This is a genomic window from Salipaludibacillus sp. CF4.18 (assembly GCF_051262595.1).
Lineage (GTDB): Bacteria > Bacillota > Bacilli > Bacillales > Salisediminibacteriaceae > Salipaludibacillus > Salipaludibacillus neizhouensis.
The window spans coordinates 26622-44807 of sequence record NZ_JBIMEV010000017.1 but is presented as its reverse complement, the minus strand read 5'-3'; the positions used below and the strand labels follow the sequence as shown (position 1 = coordinate 44807).

The 18186-nt window shown below is 35.3% G+C and carries 20 protein-coding genes; 5 read left to right on the top strand and 15 right to left on the bottom strand.

Features of this window, described 5'->3' with window-relative positions; genetic code table 11:
- Positions 1 to 48 precede the first annotated feature (48 nt).
- A complete protein-coding gene (locus ACHABW_RS12380) occupies positions 49 to 561 on the bottom strand; it encodes a CBO0543 family protein (protein ID WP_435755595.1) in 513 nt (170 codons plus the stop codon).
- Positions 562 to 691: 130 nt separating this feature from the next.
- Between ACHABW_RS12380 and ACHABW_RS12375 the strand changes: the two genes are divergently transcribed.
- Positions 692 to 829 carry a hypothetical protein gene (locus ACHABW_RS12375; RefSeq protein WP_435755594.1) on the top strand — a complete coding sequence of 46 codons (138 nt, stop codon included), beginning with the start codon at positions 692 to 694 and terminating at the stop codon, positions 827 to 829.
- A gap of 123 nt (positions 830 to 952) precedes the next feature.
- Here the strand turns inward: ACHABW_RS12375 and ACHABW_RS12370 are convergent, their stop codons facing one another.
- The 7 genes from ACHABW_RS12370 to ACHABW_RS12340 form a co-directional block, all read right to left on the bottom strand.
- On the bottom strand, positions 953 to 1705 hold the full coding sequence (locus tag ACHABW_RS12370; RefSeq protein ID WP_435755593.1) for a gamma-glutamyl-gamma-aminobutyrate hydrolase family protein: 753 nt from the start codon (positions 1703 to 1705) through the stop codon (positions 953 to 955).
- A 207-nt stretch (positions 1706 to 1912) separates the two neighbouring features.
- Positions 1913 to 2563: a protein kinase family protein gene (locus ACHABW_RS12365; protein WP_435755592.1), complete on the bottom strand. Its 651-nt coding sequence runs from the start codon at positions 2561 to 2563 to the stop codon at positions 1913 to 1915.
- Positions 2564 to 3012: 449 nt separating this feature from the next.
- Complete coding sequence (locus ACHABW_RS12360) at positions 3013 to 3411, bottom strand: VOC family protein (protein WP_435755591.1); 399 nt, start codon at positions 3409 to 3411, stop codon at positions 3013 to 3015.
- Complete coding sequence (locus tag ACHABW_RS12355) at positions 3395 to 4192, bottom strand: phosphosulfolactate synthase (RefSeq protein ID WP_435755590.1); 798 nt, start codon at positions 4190 to 4192, stop codon at positions 3395 to 3397. Before ACHABW_RS12355 ends, ACHABW_RS12360 begins: the two co-directional genes overlap by 17 nt.
- Positions 4189 to 4884 (bottom strand): 2-phosphosulfolactate phosphatase, encoded by a 696-nt coding sequence (locus ACHABW_RS12350; protein WP_435755589.1) that lies wholly within the window; start codon positions 4882 to 4884, stop codon positions 4189 to 4191. The genes ACHABW_RS12355 and ACHABW_RS12350 overlap by 4 nt, the downstream gene beginning before the upstream one ends.
- A gap of 287 nt (positions 4885 to 5171) precedes the next feature.
- Positions 5172 to 6266, bottom strand: a complete 1095-nt coding sequence (locus tag ACHABW_RS12345) for a GGDEF domain-containing protein (RefSeq protein WP_435755588.1) — start codon at positions 6264 to 6266, stop codon at positions 5172 to 5174.
- A gap of 385 nt (positions 6267 to 6651) precedes the next feature.
- Entirely contained in the window at positions 6652 to 7086 is a 435-nt protein-coding gene (locus ACHABW_RS12340; RefSeq protein ID WP_435755587.1) for an Rrf2 family transcriptional regulator, read from the bottom strand.
- Positions 7087 to 7303: 217 nt separating this feature from the next.
- On the opposite strand from ACHABW_RS12340, the gene hmpA reads away from it, so the two are divergent.
- Positions 7304 to 8533, top strand: a complete 1230-nt coding sequence (hmpA, locus tag ACHABW_RS12335; RefSeq protein ID WP_435755586.1) for an NO-inducible flavohemoprotein — start codon at positions 7304 to 7306, stop codon at positions 8531 to 8533.
- 66 nt (positions 8534 to 8599) lie between these two features.
- Here the strand turns inward: hmpA and ACHABW_RS12330 are convergent, their stop codons facing one another.
- Positions 8600 to 9541 carry a D-2-hydroxyacid dehydrogenase gene (locus ACHABW_RS12330; RefSeq protein ID WP_435755585.1) on the bottom strand — a complete coding sequence of 314 codons (942 nt, stop codon included), beginning with the start codon at positions 9539 to 9541 and terminating at the stop codon, positions 8600 to 8602.
- 252 nt (positions 9542 to 9793) lie between these two features.
- Between ACHABW_RS12330 and ACHABW_RS12325 the strand changes: the two genes are divergently transcribed.
- A complete protein-coding gene (locus tag ACHABW_RS12325; RefSeq protein WP_435755624.1) occupies positions 9794 to 10453 on the top strand; it encodes a DsbA family oxidoreductase in 660 nt (219 codons plus the stop codon).
- Between the two features lie 64 nt (positions 10454 to 10517).
- On the opposite strand, the gene ACHABW_RS12320 is transcribed toward ACHABW_RS12325, so the two are convergent.
- Positions 10518 to 11885, bottom strand: a complete 1368-nt coding sequence (locus tag ACHABW_RS12320; RefSeq protein ID WP_435755584.1) for a cytochrome P450 — start codon at positions 11883 to 11885, stop codon at positions 10518 to 10520.
- Between the two features lie 258 nt (positions 11886 to 12143).
- Between ACHABW_RS12320 and ACHABW_RS12315 the strand changes: the two genes are divergently transcribed.
- Both ACHABW_RS12315 and ACHABW_RS12310 read left to right on the top strand, forming a co-directional pair.
- Entirely contained in the window at positions 12144 to 12545 is a 402-nt protein-coding gene (locus ACHABW_RS12315) for a hypothetical protein (protein WP_435755583.1), read from the top strand.
- Complete coding sequence (locus tag ACHABW_RS12310; protein WP_435755582.1) at positions 12526 to 13548, top strand: alpha/beta fold hydrolase; 1023 nt, start codon at positions 12526 to 12528, stop codon at positions 13546 to 13548. Before ACHABW_RS12315 ends, ACHABW_RS12310 begins: the two co-directional genes overlap by 20 nt.
- A 20-nt stretch (positions 13549 to 13568) precedes the next feature.
- Here ACHABW_RS12310 and ACHABW_RS12305 read toward each other — a convergent pair whose 3' ends face one another.
- From ACHABW_RS12305 to ACHABW_RS12285, 5 genes are all read right to left on the bottom strand, one after another.
- On the bottom strand, positions 13569 to 14318 hold the full coding sequence (locus ACHABW_RS12305) for a YqcI/YcgG family protein (protein WP_435755581.1): 750 nt from the start codon (positions 14316 to 14318) through the stop codon (positions 13569 to 13571).
- A gap of 265 nt (positions 14319 to 14583) precedes the next feature.
- Positions 14584 to 15570 (bottom strand): galactofuranose ABC transporter, permease protein YjfF, encoded by a 987-nt coding sequence (gene yjfF / locus ACHABW_RS12300; RefSeq protein WP_435755580.1) that lies wholly within the window; start codon positions 15568 to 15570, stop codon positions 14584 to 14586.
- Positions 15567 to 16244, bottom strand: coding sequence for an ABC transporter permease (locus ACHABW_RS12295; protein WP_435755579.1), 678 nt, complete (start codon positions 16242 to 16244; stop codon positions 15567 to 15569). Before ACHABW_RS12295 ends, yjfF begins: the two co-directional genes overlap by 4 nt.
- Positions 16205 to 16588 (bottom strand): ABC transporter permease subunit, encoded by a 384-nt coding sequence (locus ACHABW_RS12290; RefSeq protein ID WP_435755578.1) that lies wholly within the window; start codon positions 16586 to 16588, stop codon positions 16205 to 16207. The genes ACHABW_RS12295 and ACHABW_RS12290 overlap by 40 nt, the downstream gene beginning before the upstream one ends.
- Positions 16585 to 18105 carry a sugar ABC transporter ATP-binding protein gene (locus tag ACHABW_RS12285; protein WP_435755577.1) on the bottom strand — a complete coding sequence of 507 codons (1521 nt, stop codon included), beginning with the start codon at positions 18103 to 18105 and terminating at the stop codon, positions 16585 to 16587. The genes ACHABW_RS12290 and ACHABW_RS12285 overlap by 4 nt, the downstream gene beginning before the upstream one ends.
- Positions 18106 to 18186: the final 81 nt, after the last annotated feature.

Genomic DNA, 18186 nt, shown 5'->3' with positions numbered 1-18186 from the left:
CTTTCTACATGTTCCCCGTAGAATTAGTGCTCAAACTTTTCTAAGGTTTTACTCTCTAAATTGGGCATCACTTAAGATGGTTACTTTTTTAGTATTTAGTTTTCTAATAAAAGCAATTATAAGCCGGCAGAGCAAAAACTTCATAGCCATCGACAGAAGAGAATGATACCATTTCCAACCCTTATTAAAGGTAATTAAATCTGTCTTTTTTTCAGCTATTGCTTCAATAATAATCTGTGGTATAACAAAAACTAAAAGTTTTAGGAATATCCCGGTAATTTTGCTGTTTAGTGTCCACTGATTATAATAAAGTAAGGCTAAAGGATACTGGATTAGATCAAATGGAAGATGTACAGAAAACATTTTTGATTTCGGTCTTATTTTATATTTGACATAGCCTTTAGAAACGAGAGTGCGGTCGGCAAATGTATTCCCGATGCAACTAACTAGATAAACGATTATCCAATCTTTGAATGAACGTTTATAGATTGCAAAAGGTAAGAGAAATAATGCAACCATTGTCGTAATCCTTAGAAAAGATACCTCTTTACTTTTTTTCATGAAGCAGACACCTCCAATTAATAAGGTGTCTATTTATTTTGTTTCTATCCTCTAACTTTTAAAAACTTTATCGTATAGATTTCTAAAACTTACTTAAACTATCTTTATTAATTACTTCAAGGAGGAAAAAATGAAAAAACGAAATCCGAATAAAAATAAAACGTTAACCAACAATCAAACCCCTACTGAAAGTCTCCCTGATCGTACAATCGAACACCCTGAGTCACATAATCGCGAAATTGAAAAACCACACAATAAAAAAATATAATATTATCTTTGTATTTTTCCAGTTCAATGTATGGAGAACTTGATTTCATTTTCGTAAAAGGGTACGTTTAAAAGCGGTTTTAACACTTTTTCCGTACCCTTTTTTTTACAATAATTTCCTTCATTATTCTATATTTTCGACCACAGGTTTTGTAATTTTTAACGACAGTTCACACGATTTTACAAATTCGAGAAATAACTTAGCGCAGTTTGCATCAATGTGATAATTAAATTCCGGATGCCATTGCACTGCTAAAACAAAGTTTTTCCCTGGTATATAAACAGCCTCAATAAGGTCATCCTCAGATTTAGCACCAGGGACTAGTGAGTCAGCTAAATGTTTAATTCCTTGATGGTGTAAGCTATTAACCATGATTACTTCCTTTTTCATTATGTTATAAAAAGTACTGTCTTTCTGTATGTATACTTGATGGACCGCTTGATCATAAGAGACAGTTTGTTTATGCTCTAACTGATTTTCTCCAGGCCGTTGTGCAGCAATATCCTGGTAAAGTGTACCACCTAATAAAACATTAAAAAGTTGCAATCCACGACAAATTCCGAATGCAGGTTTATTTAGCCGCAAAACATGATTAAAGAGAATCCCCTCCATAAAATCTCGTTCTTCACAGATTTCATCACAATAATTCTCTTTTTTCTCACCATAGAGATTTGGATTTACATCCTGACCTCCTGTAAAAAGAAATCCATCAAACTTCTCTGCTATTGCCAAAATATCTTCTTCATTTGCAGTCAAGGACATTATGACCGGAATTCCCCCTGCTTCTTCAATCCCTTTCATATACCCTGGTAACATCCAGTAACTTTCTTTGGCCTTGTCATAGAGCGGTAAAACAGCAATCATTGGTTTTGACATATGGAAACTCTCCCCACCGAATGTATTTCTAACTTCTCAAATACTTTAACATAATAATTACGATAGTATCTTCCATTAAGAAAAACTGAGCAACGAAAAGAAAACAGCGAAAGAATTTCTTTCACTGTCTAAAGTATTCAATGGCTAGCAGTTTTTGAAATCACAATTTATTAGAATGATTAATTTACTACTTAGTTCCCCTTGAAATCAACCTGCCATTTTATTTTTTAAATTTGATTTCTTAATAAAAAAACGATGAATTAATTTTTTCTTATAAAAGAATGCTATTGTATTTAAAAGAAACGCAGGTATTTTTTTAGGGAAAATCCGATATTTATAATAGTGATAAAATCCTGTTTTCAGGTCTATCCACTGTGAACACTTTTTTGTTTGTCTAAAACGAGCAACATCAATTATTTTTATATCTCCATGAGACGTGATCATAATATTTCTTAGATGAATATCTGACGGATTTAGTCCCTTTTTCTTTGCTTGTAAAAGAGCAGAGTCAATTTCTTTTATATGGTCGCTTGTGACCATTATTCCCTTAACTAGACAGTCAAATAACGTGTTTCCGTCTACATAGTCAATAACTAAATAATTTGCTCCAAATTCATATAATTCCGGATAAGATGGAATGCCGATTAGTTTTTTGTATATTTCAGCCTCCTCTTTTGCCAGATGACAAAAAGGCGCGAAAAATACTTTTATTACTTTATTTGTAGAGTTAATTCTGAACACAAAAGCACTTCTGCCTTCACCAATTAATTCTAATGCTGGATCTTTATGATTAACTCTTGTTCTCGAGCCGGTTATTTCATATTTTACACTGTAAGCCAATTCGCTGAATGACTTCATTGAAGGCCTCCCTTTTACTTAATCCTACGCCTTTCTATCCAGTACAAAAGCGCTTGCCACAATGTTATAAGAATTTTTTCTTCAGTCAGGATAGCCGTAAATCTAAAACTAATATAGAAAAAACCTTTACCAACTATGGCAAAGGTTTATAAACAAAAAATTCCTTCACCACTTTCCGGTAAAGGTCTTGCTAACAACGTTTCGGTTGCCAACAAAGCCGAGAGTACAAGACTCCGAGATGACGACTATGCTGTAAAAGCTACTCCCCTTTAAGGAGATGTATTTAATTATATACAATTATTATAAGTGTTTTTCATTATTCTGTCAATTACTTTAATTCATTTAAGTACCTTTTATCTATCAATTTAATTCGAAGTGATCCCCGGAACAAAATGAATGTAAAAACAGATTGAACGATTCGCCCAACCTGTCATGTGTCAAAAATATTTTTAGTAAACCATAGTTATGTCATGATAATATTTAAATTCTAATAGGTTGTTTGCAGGATCTACCAGAAAAAAAGTAAGATGCTCTTCAGGTTTTCCTTTAAAGCGAACCATTTCTTCTTGGAAAAAAGGTAGTTCTTCATCCATCGCTAGTCGCAAACAAGTCTCATACTCGTCTTTATTAGTAAATGTAATACCGGAATGTCTTGGGTACATCTTTGGAATCTCATCAATCTCATCTGGATTAAGGTGACAAACAACCTGGTCTCCAAAAAAATCAAATGTGACTCGGTCTTGATAACGTCTAGCTAATTTACACCCTAGTTTTTCATAAAAATTCACTGTCTCATCTAAATTTTTACAAGGTATAGCAAGGTGAAATACTTTATTTTTGTCTCTCATGTAAACTCCCCCAATCAAGATTAACTAAATAAAACGTATCGGATCGTAATCCAAGCCTTAAGGTTTCAAGCGAAATAATATCCTGAAAAGCTATGTTTGCGAGGTTCACTTCCGGACCTATCATTTTTATAAATAATGCCTGTAATTTTTTTAAGGGAGCCTCAAAGATGATATTTTTCATATTAATGTCAGCGGCCAAAATATCTTGAAGGTATTGCAGTTTTATCTCTCCATCCTTTGTGCACAAGCCACTTGTACCACTTTCTCTTGCTTCTGTGATGACTTTTACTGCTCCAGCCTCGAAATCTTCTTGAATGTATTCGACCCATTCAGTCGAGGTAATTAACTCGGATTTATCACAATCCTTGTAGCCTACTTCACTAAAAACTTGGAAATCCGAAGAAAAATCTGAAATGTAAGACGCCTTTTCTTTGTTTGTAATATCTATGGTCCCGTTTGAAATCTCAATATATTTACAGTTGAATTCTTTGCAATAATTATAAAAGTCGTCTAATTTATGTTGACTAAGAAACTTTTCAAACAACGTTCCTCCAAAAAAAAATTCAATCCCATGTGCATGTAAACACAGCATTTTTTCCTCTAATTGTCTTGTTATAACAGAAGTACCCCAGCCAAATTTAACGAAATCAATCAAATCTGGAGAACTGTTTATCATGTCTTTAAACAGTTGAGTGGATAGACCATTATCTATTAATATTGTTAATCCGTTTTCTCTTGGTTTGGGTTCCCTAATCGGTAAATTTAGTCCTGATTCTCTCATATATCTACCCTCTCGATCCTTGGTACGCGATTCGTTTGATTCACAATCATTACAAAATCACTTTCCAATTCTTTTAAGCATATAGCAATGTCTTCTTCTTTAAATTCCGGTCGTTCAGAATCGTAGAATTTCTCCGCTACATGAGAAGCTTGTATTCTCTTTTCTACCATCTTTGCGGATTCAATGATATTTTCTTCTAGAATTCCCTTTATATATTCCGCACATGCTAAATCATCATCACCACTTAGATGTGAAGCAACGAGATGAATGGAATTATCTTGGTTGATAGAACAATATAATTTTTTCACATAATCTGCTGTATTTTTTGCATTAGAATACCCTGTTACAAAAACAATGTCTGCATTTAGTGCATGTAAAGTTGCATTAACTCCGTTTGTTGTTTTTTGAACTAATGATCGCCCATTTAAATTACATTTGCTAATTAATGAGGGGGAGTTATCTAGATCAAAGCCTTCTATACCTCTGCCTTTCACCTCCCCTGCTAATAAATATGATGGGTTACTTTTCTTTAATTCAAAGGCTTCTTCCACTGTTTTTACTAGCAGTATTTGTTTAGCTCCTTGAATAAAAGCGTGATGTGCAAATGTAAATGCCCGTATCACATCAATGACAACATTCACATCTGAGAATTCCAGTTCTTTGTCATTTCCTTGAACGATCTTAATGAGCATCTCTATCTCTCCTACGCAAATATTCTATTGTATGCAATTATGCATATTCACCTATAGCCCGATAGGTGTCAAATTAGTTCTTGGAATTTATAAATGTGATTTACAGGTGGAGGATCCTTTAGAATTGGAGGAGGAACTTGCTAAAGAAATGGTCCTTTAATATATTAGAGGTAAGAGGCTTTGTCATTTTTCTGAACTCATACCCATATGTGATGGCTGATAATTAAAGTAGCTGCTTAAGTCCTGTTAATATAACTATTAGCTACAGGAACTTATACGATAAGTTATTATAAATATGACGTAACCGCTTCTTTGTTGTAAAAAACTTGATTTTTACCGCTTCTTTTCGCGTCGTACAACAATGCATCAGCATTATTAAAGAATTCATATTTTGTCATTCTGTGATTGAAATTTTCTATTCCGATACTAACCGTAACTTTCCTATCTTGTATTTCATCGTGACTTAAGCTTGCAATATTTTCTCTAATTTCTTCAACAATACGATAAGAGGCATCAAAATCTTTTCCCTGAAATAGAATAGCGAACTCTTCGCCCCCGTAACGGGCAACAATATCATCTTGTTGTGCACTATTTAGAACGGTGCGAGCAACTTTTTTTAGGACGATATCTCCTACGCTATGACCAAAATCATCATTAATCTTTTTGAAATTGTCAATATCTATAACAGCAAGTTGCAAATCGCGTTTTTCACTGATACTTTTTACTACAAGGTCATCCATATACTCTTGGAACATTTTATGGTTGTAAAGGCCAGTTAAGGCATCTGTTTTCGAAAGTTTTTCCATCATCGTACTTTTAACAATGAGCTCTTTTTCTTTTTCAGATGCTTGTTTAAGATTTTCCAGTACTTCGTTACCCCTTTGAAGAATTGCTACGTAGACAACATATCCAGCACATAAGCCAAAAATGTAGGAAAAATATTCATATTCCGATACAGCTATTCTAATTGAAGGAAATATCAAGTAGATCATTGTAAGTCCAATAGTATTTACCATAAAACTAAAAAATAATTTCTTTTTATCAAAATAAATTAATGCTATTGCCATCGGCAACAACAATGTAAGTTGTAATCCAGGAACATTTGGATTAATTACTACGATTACCAATGCCAATATTGTACCGGCTATGATCAAAACATGAGAACTATATATCTTTTTAACTCTTATTATGTATTCGCACACTAGTAAAATAACTAAATGAATACTCGTTGGTAGTACAATTGTTCCCAATACAAAATCCCAGATGTATTCTGGGAAATAGTAAATAGTTACGATTAACCCTATACAATGTCCTACAAATGAAAGGGTAATTATCAACCAATAAAAATTAAGTATTTTTTCTGACCATAGTTTATAATCCATTGACATCCCGCCCTTAAATAACTGATAATGCTTTCATTATACACAAATTAACTCCAAATTCGTATAAAGTTTTAACTGGAAACTCTTTTTTGTAACGAGATATATTTAATTAGTTGACATATTGTTCTCTTGCAAATATTGTGCAGTAATCTATCAAAAAAGATGGTACAGACGTTATTTTGTCTGAGTACCATCTTTTTTTAGCGGCTGTGTTTTATTTCGAACAGAGGGCTCGAGTTAGCTCACGGCAGCTGCTTTCCGGGAGCAACTCCTTTGGCTATTGGTTTTGCAGCAGGAGCCACCTTTGCTACTTCGAGCTTTTAAAAATCCAGCGTTAAAAGGAAGCAACTGCTTCTACTTTAAAGACGCTATGCATTTTTCTTATTTACTTCATAAGAAGTTGTTTTATATCCTCTTTATTTACAAGAAGATCGCTCAACGTATAGGAGTCAAGTACATTCAAATAAGCTTCAAGTGCTTCTTTTAATGCTCCCTTTAATCGGCATGCCGAATTAAGTTTGCACGTATTTTTTTCTTCATTAAAACATTCGACGATTTCTATTGGACTTTCAGTATGGCGTACTAATGAACCAATATTGATTTCCGAAGGTTTTTTAGCGATCTTGATCCCGCCATTTCGACCTCTTACTGTATCTACCATACCTAACTTTCCTAATTCATAGACAACTTTACTTAAGTGATTAAAGGATATGCTATAAAAATCAGAGATTTCTTTTATATTTGATCGCTTCTCTTCCGGTTGCACTCCTAGGTATATAAGAACACGTAACGTATAGTCCGTGAATGAAGTTAATTGCATGACATCACCTTGTTTCCTCATTATAAAATATGAAAAAATAATCATTAAATTTTACTATAACATAAGAATGAACAGGGAAATATTATTTTGAATTGTGAACATTCCGTTAAACATGTATTAAATATATTGCTTTTAGTTGTCGCGTGCAAGTATAATATAACATGTATTAAGAATATATGTTTAACACTGTGATTACAATAAAAAAGGGGTTTTAGAAATGTCAACGGAACAATTAGATGCTAAAACAATTGAAATTGTAAAATCAACTGTCCCAGTATTAGAAGAGCATGGAGCAACTATTACAAAACGATTTTATGAAATGATGTTCGACAATCATCCTGAACTATTAAATATTTTTAACCAAACGAATCAGAAAAAAGGTACCCAACCAAGAGCTTTAGCTAATACGATTTATGCCGCTGCACAATACATTGATAATCTAGAAGCGATCGTTCCTGTCGTGAAGCAGATTGCACATAAACATAGAAGTTTACAAATTAAGCCAGAGCATTATCCAATTGTTGGGAAGTATTTGTTACTAGCAATTAAAGATGTTTTAGGAGATGCAGCTACAGATGATATTATTGAAGCCTGGGGTAAAGCGTATGGCGTGATTGCTGATGTGTTTATTCAAGTTGAAAAAGATATGTATGAAGAAGCGTCTGCTCTTAAAGGCGGATGGGATGGCTTTAGACAATTTGTTGTCCAAAATAAAGTTAAAGAGACAGATGCTATAACCTCATTCTATTTGAAACCAAAAGATGGAGGATCAATTCCAACGTTCGTTCCCGGTCAATATATTAGTATTCGCTGTGCGATACGAGAAGGAGAATATTCCCAAATCAGACAGTATAGCTTATCAGATTCTCCCGGGAAAGACTATTTCCGCATTACTCCGAAAAAAGAAACTACCGACAATGATGTTCCTGATGGTTTAGTATCTAACTATTTGCATAAGTCTGTTCATGAAGGCGATATTGTGGAAATCACATCACCTGCAGGAGATTTTATATTAGACTTGGAGCAGTCTGAGCCAGTTGTACTAATTAGCGGAGGTGTGGGGTTAACTCCGATGATTAGTATGTTGAATACAATAGTCGAACAGCAGCCTGAACGGGAAGTTACATTTATTCATGCTGCAATAAACAGCGGTTTTCATGCAATGGATGACCATGTAAAAGAGATCGCCAACAAATATAATACAGTAGATTACTATGTTTGCTATGAAAAGCCAAGCGAGTTAGATCAAAAAAACAAAACATTTCAAAAAGAAGGTTACCTTGACCTAGAGTGGTTAAAATCTATCTTATCTGATAACAATAAAGTGTTTTATTTCTGTGGTCCATTACCTTTTATGAAGGCTGTAAAAGATGCATTAACCGAGTGGGAAGTACCTGAAAATAAGTATCATTTTGAATTTTTTGGACCTGCAGAACAATTAAATTAATAGATGCAGCATCATTTTAAAAAAACGAAAGCATTTGCTTTCGTTTTTTTTATAGAGCTACAAATGTCAAAATCCCTTTTCTACATCTACTATGTTAGAAGGTATTCTGTCGGTGTTGATAGTATGTAATGTGTCGAGAAAACAATCTAGTCCTTCCTCAGGCGTTGTTACAGCGGATATATGTGGCGTTACAATAACTCTTGAATGAGTCCAAAACAGATCTTTTTTTGGAAGAGGCTCCTTTTGAAACACATCTAAAATGGCTGAGTTTATGTTTCCACTGTCCAAGGCTTCAAGTAAAGCATGATTATCAACAGACTCCCCTCTTCCGACGTTAATAAAAACTGTGTTTGTACATTGGCTAAAAAGTGATGTGTTAAACAGTAGCTTCGTATCTTTCGTTAAAGGCATTGTATTAATAATATAATCTGCTTTTGATAAAACATGAAAGTAATTTGATTTTGAAGAATATACGTTTTTAAAATGTTCATTGGCATTTCCGCTAAGGGAAACCCCATCAACCTTCACTCCTAAATAGGATAGTGACTTTGCTACCTCTTGGCCGATGACCCCGGTTCCATATATAACCACGTGTTTTTCATGCATAGGAGTTGGAGGTATAGGATTCCAATCATTTTTTACGTTCATTTCAGAATACTTCTCGTGGTTTTGAGTGTCACGTAAAATATAGCTTAAGCAGTATTCACTGATTTTTTGACCAAAAGAAGATATTGTTCTTGTTAATAAAACATCTTTTTTCCATTCTGAATCATCTAGCAACTTATCTACACCTGCACCTAAAGAATGAACCCATTTTATATTTTCGAACAGGAAATTTCCTGGCCTTTTGAATGAAACGAAAGCATCAGCCCATTTATAATCTTCCATAGTTACATTTTCCTCTGAGCAGAATCGGAATTGTTTCGTCTGGTATACTTCTTTATCTTTCAAAAGTTTTTCAAGTTCATTGTGCATAGGACTGGCAAATAAAATATTATTTATTAACATATGTAATGTCCCTCCTTTATTTCCTCTATATTGTGATCGAACGAAGTTAATTATATCATGATTGAATTTTGAGGCATCCCTCTTGCATGAATATTACCTCCTTGAAGATAGAATTATTTTCAATAGTAAAGAGCAAATAATTGGTCAAATTAAATCATAATAGATATACTAACTGTGTAAGAAAAATAGATGGAGGTTTTAACTATGCTATTCATTGATATGTGGACGGATTTCGCTTGACCATTTTGCCATATTGGCAAAAAGCGTCTGGAAGACGCCCTTCAACAAATAGACCATCCTGTTACTGTAAATTATAGATCCTTTGAGTTGGATCCCAACATGGAACGGGACGTAAATTATAATATTTACGAGAAATTAGCAGAAAAATATGGAATGAGTTTGGAACAGGCTAAATCCAATTGTAATAATATGGAACAAATGGCCCAAGAGGCTGGTTTGGATTTTCAATTTGAGACGCAAGTATTAACCAATACATTTGATGCACACCGTTTAACGATGTTCGCCAAAAAACATAGCCTAATGCATGAAATGACTGATCGACTTCTACGTGCACATTATTCTGAATCAAAGCATATTGGTGATCACGATATGCTCATAGAGTTAGCCGAAGAGGTTGGTTTAAATCGAGATGATGTTGCTGAAATGCTTGCAAGTAATGATATGAGTGAAGAAGTTCGTGCAGACGAACAAAAAGCACAGGATCATGGTATACAAAGTATTCCTTTTTTCCTCATTAACGGAAAATACGCAATTACAGGTGCTCAACCAACGGATGCATTGGTACAATCTTTACAGCAAATTATCGACCAAGATGAACTTTCTCTAGAAGCGAATAGTCCGACAGGTGCTATTTGTGATGAAGATGGTTGCGAGCCACCTTCTAAAAATTAAATAGAATGAAATTGAGGGTGTTTCAAAAAGTCTTTACCTTTTGAAACACTCTTTTCTATTGCTGTTATGAATTGCTTGCCCGCCTTTTTACAATCATTCGAAGCCCATGCTTAGGTCTAAGAGTAACAAGAGGTTGTGGTGTAATTTCTCCATGATTTGGTGCCATTTTCACACTGTACTCTTTCATCATTACAGCTAATGCGAGGACTCCCTCCATTAATGAAAAATGATTTCCAACACAAACTCTGGGACCTCCTCCAAATGGAAAATAGGCATAAGTTGGTAGTTTCTTCATAAAATTATCGGCAAATCGATCGGGGATAAATTCCTCAGGATTGTCAAAGTATTCAGGATTTCGATGCATGACATATTGACTCATTAACACCATTTCACCCTTTTTAAAATGATAACCTCCAATGTTCACTTTCTTGTCGACTTGTCGCCCAATAACATAGGCAGGTGGATATAAACGCATGGATTCCCAGATAACAAATTGAGTATAGGGAAGGTCAGCAAAGTTCTTAGGAGTCACCGGATTATCGCCAGTGACATGAAGGATTTCATCGCAGAGTTTTTTCTCCGCTTTTGGGTTTTGAGACAGTAAATAAAGCGTCCAGGATAACAAATTAGCCGTTGTTTCATGACCCGCGAGAAAAATCGTCATTAGTTCGTCTCGAAGCTGCAAGTCAGACATCCCTTCTCCGTCATCTTCGTCTTTTGCTTCCATTAAAACACCTAATAGATCAGAGTGAACACCTGGCTCTTGTCGACGCCTTTCAATAATCTGATAAATCTCTTGATCAAGTTTGGATACAGCTTTTTTTAATTTACGATTGTTTTTTGTTGGAAGCCAGAGAGGTAGTTGAATAAGTGACCTCATTCTTTTAACCCCAATCTTCATTACTGCATCCATCGGTTCCCCTAGTTTTTTGGCACCCTCTTCGAAATCCATACTAAACATTGTTTTTGTGATGATGCCAAGTGCAATATCCATCATGTCGTCAGTGATCACTTTTTCTTCTTCATTCTTCCATTTTGAAATAAAAGAATGTGTTGTATCTATCATATCTTGTGCGTAACTTGAAATATGCGATTTTTTAAAAGAGGGTTGTATCATTCTTCTCTGCTGCATATGCATGTCTTTTTCGCTTGTTAACAGTCCCTCACCCACCACAGCTTTAAGTGTTTGGATATCCCGTGATTTCACAAATGACTTTTGTTTTGTAACAAGTATTTCTTTTATTAAGTCTGGTTCATTTACAAGGTAAACATTTTGGAAAGGTCCAAATCGAAAGCAACTAATTGGTCCGTATTCCTTTGCTGTTTTGAATAAAAATGGTAGAGGTCCAGCTTGAAAATCGTTTAAACTGCCTTTTATTACTTTCCCTTTTGGTCCAGGAGGCTGGTTTCGTTTCTTACCTCTATTTAACATTAATTTTTCTACCTCCTTCTAAGATGGTGACTTAGTCATTCTATGTAAATCTATCGAAGAAGGGATGTATATGAGTGGAGATTAAGATAAATCAGTGAATAAGTGGAAGTTTATCATCGTTATAGTTAACTGTATGAAATACTCCTGTTGGAAGACAAACAACTAAATTGTGAACCAATGCTTGTTCGAATGTGTATAGTATAAAAAGAGTTCCTCTCAACTCTTCCAAATGATCGAAAAGCGAAAGGATGTATTCACATGAGCAATGATAAAAAAATGATGTTACGTGATTATCTATCGGAACTCGCCTCCCAAACAGATGCGCGATTAAATGAACGTGTTCAAGAGTTATTGGATGATCCTAAAACAATAAAAAGAGCGCACAAATTTATGGAAAAGCATTCTTCTATTTTAGGAAAGCTTCATGAGTACAGTGAAATTTTAGCTCTTCAACTAAACATTCCTACCAAGGATGATGTAGCAAACGTAGCTAGACTTTGTATGCAGTTAGAAGAAAAGCTAGACACCATCGAAGAAGAAATACATCAGTTAAAAGCTCAAAAAGAAGAAAAACAACAAACGTATGAAATCGTTAAAATGCCTGCAAAACCGAAAATTTTTAAAAAGGAGAAGAAAGGATATGCGGAGAGACGAGGGTGATAAAAAAGAAAAAAGTATAAAAATAAACAGGAAAGTCGGAGTATCTACGCGAGAAGTAGTATGGAAGAGGAATAAAACAGTACTATGGTATTACCCTGCTTCTAAAAAAGTCTATCGTACGCCCTTATTTTTGGTTTATTCTTTGATTAACGAAGCGTATATACTTGATTTAGCTCCTGGTATGAGTATGATTGAGACGTTTACAGACAAAGGATATGACGTTTATTTGCTTGATTTTGGCAGACCGGGTTATGAAGATAAAGATGTGTCCCTTGATGATTATATTATGAGTTACATCAAAACTGGTGTAGATAGGGCCCTGCGACATGCTCAAACAATGGAGATGAGTATGGTTGGCTATTGTCTTGGAGGAACTTTGGCGGTTATTTATACAGCTATCATTAATGAGTCTATTAAAAATCTCATCTTATTTGCTCCTCCTCTAGACTTTAGCTCCTACGATGTTTTCCCTAACTGGTTTCAAGTTTTGAAGAATGATTCAAGTAGCGTTGATCAATTATTGAACGATTACGGAATGATTCCATCCAAATTTATTAATACTGGTTTACGATTGGCGACTTCCCCCTTTACAATCAGTTCTAAGTTAGCCTCACTGACCCCATCCCGAAGTGAGAAGACGAATGTAAAGCGTCAACTCGTTAACGAATGGTTGTCCAGTCATATCCCGTTTTCTGCTCTAACTTTAAGACAACTTATGGATGACCTTGGTGGAAAGAATAAATTAATGGAAAATAAACTGAAAATTCAAGGGAAAACGGTATACCTTTCAAATTTAAAAGCAAACTTGCTTGTTATTTCTACTACCGATGATCTTATTGTTCCTGAAAAACTTACTTATCCTATTATGAACAAAGTATCGAGCATAGATAAAACGTATAAAAGAGTAAAAGGGGGCCACATTTCTCTTGCCCTTAAAGGTGAATTACCTTACTTCATGGAAAAATGGCTTCATGACAGATCCATTTCAGTGAATGAGACCTAATATTGAAAAACAAAAAAGGTTTATGAATCCTTTTTATTTTTTCGGTGAAAAGGGCATTCTGAAGCTGTCGTATTGTCATCACGAATAAAATATTGTTTCCATTCATGGTTATCGTCTTCTCCATACGTTTTAAGGTCTGAGTGAACGGGAGCATTATCGTAGTTTGAAAGACGATTGCGTATTTGGTTTTTAATTTTATTACTTTTTTCTATGGATTCATTAAACGAGTTTAGCACAGCGCGCGGAGTTAATGCCAATGTAAACACATCTGCCTGCCGACTCGGTCGGTTGATATGAGCAGGTGTTCCACAAAAAACAAAATATGGTTTATGATCATAACAAAATTCCCACTTTGAGTTAGAAGGATCAATAGGAATATTTACCGGCCATTCTTGTTCATCTATTTCACAGGTTTTATTAAGTAAAGACCAAAATAATTTCTCGTAATCCTCAACGTTATAAGAAGCCAATAGATCATCTGGTGTTTGAAATAAAATGATTAAGGACGATAAACCTCCCTTCTCATGAGGGATGTCACCGTAATTTTTTATAAGTGATGCCATTTGTTCCGGGGTCGTTTGCTTTCGTGGGTCCTCAACAAATCCGTAGTGAAAGTGGCCAAGATGGAAACCTTGTATAGCCGGAATACAAGGAAACGAATGATGATTATCTGATATTTTCATCGAAAAGTGATGATAGGCACGCTGTTTCCAATCATCAAGCAATCCGAGTTCTGACTCTAGCTGACAGCTAGTAAAAAGTTGTGTCACAACTATCCCTCCTCCTCTCTAAAGTATGGAGTTAAAGGGAAATGAGTGTCTGTCTTTGAAATGTTGGAGAGAAATTGTGATTTTACTGTGGTCTTCATGCGCACAAGAAAATTGCACTGAAAAAGTGAATACCAACTTTTTCAGTGCAATTTCGAGTAACCCGAATAGTAGCTTTATAGCTGAATTACCACAGGACAGTCTCTCTCCAACGAGGCGACAGTGTATTCGATGGTTATCAGTTTTAAAAAATAATCTGTTAGAAACGCTAGTGTGCAGTAGCCGTGTCTTTTTTGGCGTCACTTCGAAGTACAATAATTCTCTGCAGTACAATAAACAGTAATAATAATAAACCTATGGCAATTTTTGTCCACCATGCACTAAGGGAACCTTCAAAAACAATGAGAGATTGTATTGTTCCTAATATAAGGACACCGACCAGACTGCCAGCTATATATCCTATTCCACCAGTTAGTAAAGTCCCCCCAATGACTACCGCAGCAATCGTATTCAATTCCAAACCGTTTGCGTGTAGTCCATAACCGGATAACATATAAAACGTAAATACTAATCCAGCAAGAGAAGCACATAAGCCACTAACTGTATAGACCAATATTTTAGTTTTACCGACAGGAAGTCCCATTAAAATGGCAGACTGCTCATTGCCCCCAATGGCATAAACATTTCTGCCAAACTTCGTATAATGTGCGGTGAAAATGGCGATGCAAACGACAATAAGAGCAATGACTACGCTTATGGAGATAAAGTAATCACCTAAGTAAATTCTTGTACTCGCCATGAATTTAAATAAACTGTCGTTAATTGTAATTGTCTCAACACTTATAACTAAGCTTAATCCTCTCGCTAGAAACATCCCTGCTAATGTGACAATAAAAAGTTGTAGATTAAAGAAATGAATACAACAACCCATGAGGAAACCAAAGACAGGACCTACTAATAATGCTATTGGGATAACTAGTATTGGTGAAAGACCAGCCATCAGCAGGCTTGCTGCTACCATACTTGTTAATGCAATAACGGAACCAACAGAAAGATCAATTCCACCTGATAAAATGACAAAAGTCATTCCGACAGCAACAATGATTAAAAAGGCATTATCAACGAAAAGGTTTAAAAATACTTGAGGTGATGAAAACACAGGATACCTGAGCGTACCGAATGTATACATGAGGACAAACAGACTAAGTGTGATTATTACCGGGAGTAACTTATAATTTAAATGAAAGTACTTCACGATAATGTCACCCCCTTATCCGTAGTCTTTTTCCGACTAGAGACCAATCCCGAAACCTTTTTTCTGAATTCAGGAGATTGTAGCAGGCAGACAATTAATACCACTACAGCTTTGACTACAAGAATAATTTCAGCTGGAATTCCAATCGAATAGATGGTAGTAGTTAAACTTTGAATAATCAATGCGCCAATGACTGTCCCTACTAAAAAAAATCTACCACCCATTAATGAAGTACCACCAATGACTACTGCTAGTATGGCATCCAATTCATACCAAAGCCCAGCATTATTACCGTCTGCACTTGCTACATTAGAACTCAGTATTAAACCGGCTATCCCAGCGCACAAACCGGAAAAGATATATACCATCAATATAATATTTTTGGAACTAATCCCTGATAAATGACTCGCTACTGGATTTCCACCTACGGACTCAATAAATAGACCGATTGCTGTTTTTCGTGTAATGAATAAAGCCAAACATAACACTGCAATGACAATATAAATAGAAAATGGCAGCATGAATAAATGGCCGCTTCCAATAAAGGAATATGGTTGATAGTAAATGGTAGTGATCTGTCCATTGGTAATAAGTTGAGCTACTCCCCGTCCCGCAACCATAAGAATTAGCGTCGCTACAATCGGCTGTATACCGAGACGAGTAAGCCGTTCCATGTTCCGGTCGCCATTGACAGAACGATTGCTAAACCTACTGCAATAAAAAGTGGTAACAAACTATCAGTATCTCCCATAGTCCCTCCAACAACCATGGCGGCAATCGCACCGGACATAGCGATCACAGAACCTACACCTAAATCAATCCCCTTCGTTGCAATCACGAGAGTCATCCCGATAGAAATTAAAATGAGAGGGGCTCCTCTATTTAATATGTTTATAAGACTCCCAGTTAATTGTCCATTTCTTACTTCAATAACAAAAAAACCAGGATTATAAAACAAATTTACAAGTAGTATTAAAGCTAAGACGACTAGTGGCCAAAATATCCTAGACTTTGTCATAGTTTTCCTCCAGCAATTTCATGCATAATATATTGATGGTCAACTTTATCATCATTGAAAACCTCGGAAACTTTCTTATGATCTCGAAGTACAGCAATTTTCCGGCAACACCGTATCACTTCTTCTAGCTCCGAGGATACAAAGACAATCGACTTTCCTTGTTCGCTTAAAGAGAGCATCAGTTTTTGTATTTCAGCTTTTGCACCTACATCAATCCCTCTCGTTGGTTCATCAAGTATTAATAAAGCAGGATTAGTGATTAACCATCTCGCTAACAATACTTTTTGTTGATTACCACCACTCAGATTTTTTATTAACTGTTCCGGGTTTGGAGGATTAATATTTAGCAATTGAATATATTCTTCGGCAATTTCAATTTGGCGCTTTTTAGGAATAAACGTCATCCATCCTTGCATTCCTTGCATTGCGAGAATCATATTTTCCCTAATAGATAAATCCGGTATTATTCCTTCTGCTTTTCGATTCTCAGAACAGAAAGAAATTCCCTTTGATATGGCATCTTTTGGTGAATGTAAAGTGGTTTTATCCCCGTTGATTCTGATTTCTCCTGTGTCAACTCTATCTGCACCGAAGAGTAGTCTTGCGAGCTCCGTTCTTCCCGATCCAAGAAGTCCTGCGAGACCAACAATTTCTCCTGAATGAATTTCCAGATTGAAAGGTTCCATGCTACCTTTTTTTGATAATTCTATCGCTTCAAAAAAGAGATCATCTTTCTCTTCCTTTAAATCTGTATTCGCTCTTTCAGACTTTGTCTCTAATTGAACGAGTTCTTTACCTATCATTTTCGAAATTAACTCAATACGCGGAAGCTCATTGGTTAAATATTCACCAATATACTCTCCGTTTCTTAACACGGTAATCCGATCGGTAATCTCATAAATTTGATCGAGAAAATGACTTATAAAGACAATAGCCAAACCTTTCGTCTTTAACTTTCTTATGACATCGAATAAGTTATTTACCTCATTTAGATCAAGACTAGAAGTAGGTTCGTCAAGTATGAGTACTTTTGATGATATGTTTAATGCTCGTGCTATAGCCACCATTTGCTGAATGGCAACAGAATAGGAAGAGAGTTCCTTCATCACATTAATTTCTAAATTTAACTCGGCAAGTAATTCTTGAGCTTTTATTTTCATTTTCTTCCAATCTATCCTACCTTTTTTCATCATTTCGCGTCCAATAAAAATATTTTCTACGACTGATAGATTCGGACACAAATTTACTTCTTGGTAAACCGTGTTAATACCTAATTCCTGAGCATGGAGCGGGCTCGCTACATGAATGAACTTATCTTCAAACAGAATGGTGCCACTATCCAGTGGATAAACTCCTGTTAATACTTTTATCAAGGTTGATTTACCGGCCCCATTTTCTCCCATAAGTGCATGCACTTCACCAGGAAATAGTTTAAAAGAAACATCTGACAATGCTTTAACTCCCGGAAAAGACTTGGTGATATTGTCCATAACAAGTCTAGGTGTTTGTTCTCGCATGCCTATACCTCCTCTCCTTCTATTCAAAATAGGAAGCCACTTTTAATCGAAGCTTAAAAACTTCTCTTGAAAAGTGGCTAT

Bases quoted from the DNA above. Each gene is read 5' to 3' on its own strand.
- ACHABW_RS12380 (WP_435755595.1), bottom strand. From the start codon at position 561: ATGAAAAAAAGTAAAGAGGTATCTTTTCTAAGGATTACGACAATGGTT.
- ACHABW_RS12375 (WP_435755594.1), top strand. From the start codon at position 692: ATGAAAAAACGAAATCCGAATAAAAATAAAACGTTAACCAACAATCAA.
- ACHABW_RS12370 (WP_435755593.1), bottom strand. From the start codon at position 1,705: ATGTCAAAACCAATGATTGCTGTTTTACCGCTCTATGACAAGGCCAAA.
- ACHABW_RS12365 (WP_435755592.1), bottom strand. From the start codon at position 2,563: ATGAAGTCATTCAGCGAATTGGCTTACAGTGTAAAATATGAAATAACC.
- ACHABW_RS12360 (WP_435755591.1), bottom strand. From the start codon at position 3,411: ATGAGAGACAAAAATAAAGTATTTCACCTTGCTATACCTTGTAAAAAT.
- ACHABW_RS12355 (WP_435755590.1), bottom strand. From the start codon at position 4,192: ATGAGAGAATCAGGACTAAATTTACCGATTAGGGAACCCAAACCAAGA.
- ACHABW_RS12350 (WP_435755589.1), bottom strand. From the start codon at position 4,884: ATGCTCATTAAGATCGTTCAAGGAAATGACAAAGAACTGGAATTCTCA.
- ACHABW_RS12345 (WP_435755588.1), bottom strand. From the start codon at position 6,266: ATGGATTATAAACTATGGTCAGAAAAAATACTTAATTTTTATTGGTTG.
- ACHABW_RS12340 (WP_435755587.1), bottom strand. From the start codon at position 7,086: ATGCAATTAACTTCATTCACGGACTATACGTTACGTGTTCTTATATAC.
- hmpA (WP_435755586.1), top strand. From the start codon at position 7,304: ATGTCAACGGAACAATTAGATGCTAAAACAATTGAAATTGTAAAATCA.
- ACHABW_RS12330 (WP_435755585.1), bottom strand. From the start codon at position 9,541: ATGTTAATAAATAATATTTTATTTGCCAGTCCTATGCACAATGAACTT.
- ACHABW_RS12320 (WP_435755584.1), bottom strand. From the start codon at position 11,885: ATGTTAAATAGAGGTAAGAAACGAAACCAGCCTCCTGGACCAAAAGGG.
- ACHABW_RS12315 (WP_435755583.1), top strand. From the start codon at position 12,144: ATGAGCAATGATAAAAAAATGATGTTACGTGATTATCTATCGGAACTC.
- ACHABW_RS12310 (WP_435755582.1), top strand. From the start codon at position 12,526: ATGCGGAGAGACGAGGGTGATAAAAAAGAAAAAAGTATAAAAATAAAC.
- ACHABW_RS12295 (WP_435755579.1), bottom strand. From the start codon at position 16,244: ATGGAACGGCTTACTCGTCTCGGTATACAGCCGATTGTAGCGACGCTA.
- ACHABW_RS12290 (WP_435755578.1), bottom strand. From the start codon at position 16,588: ATGACAAAGTCTAGGATATTTTGGCCACTAGTCGTCTTAGCTTTAATA.
- ACHABW_RS12285 (WP_435755577.1), bottom strand. From the start codon at position 18,105: ATGCGAGAACAAACACCTAGACTTGTTATGGACAATATCACCAAGTCT.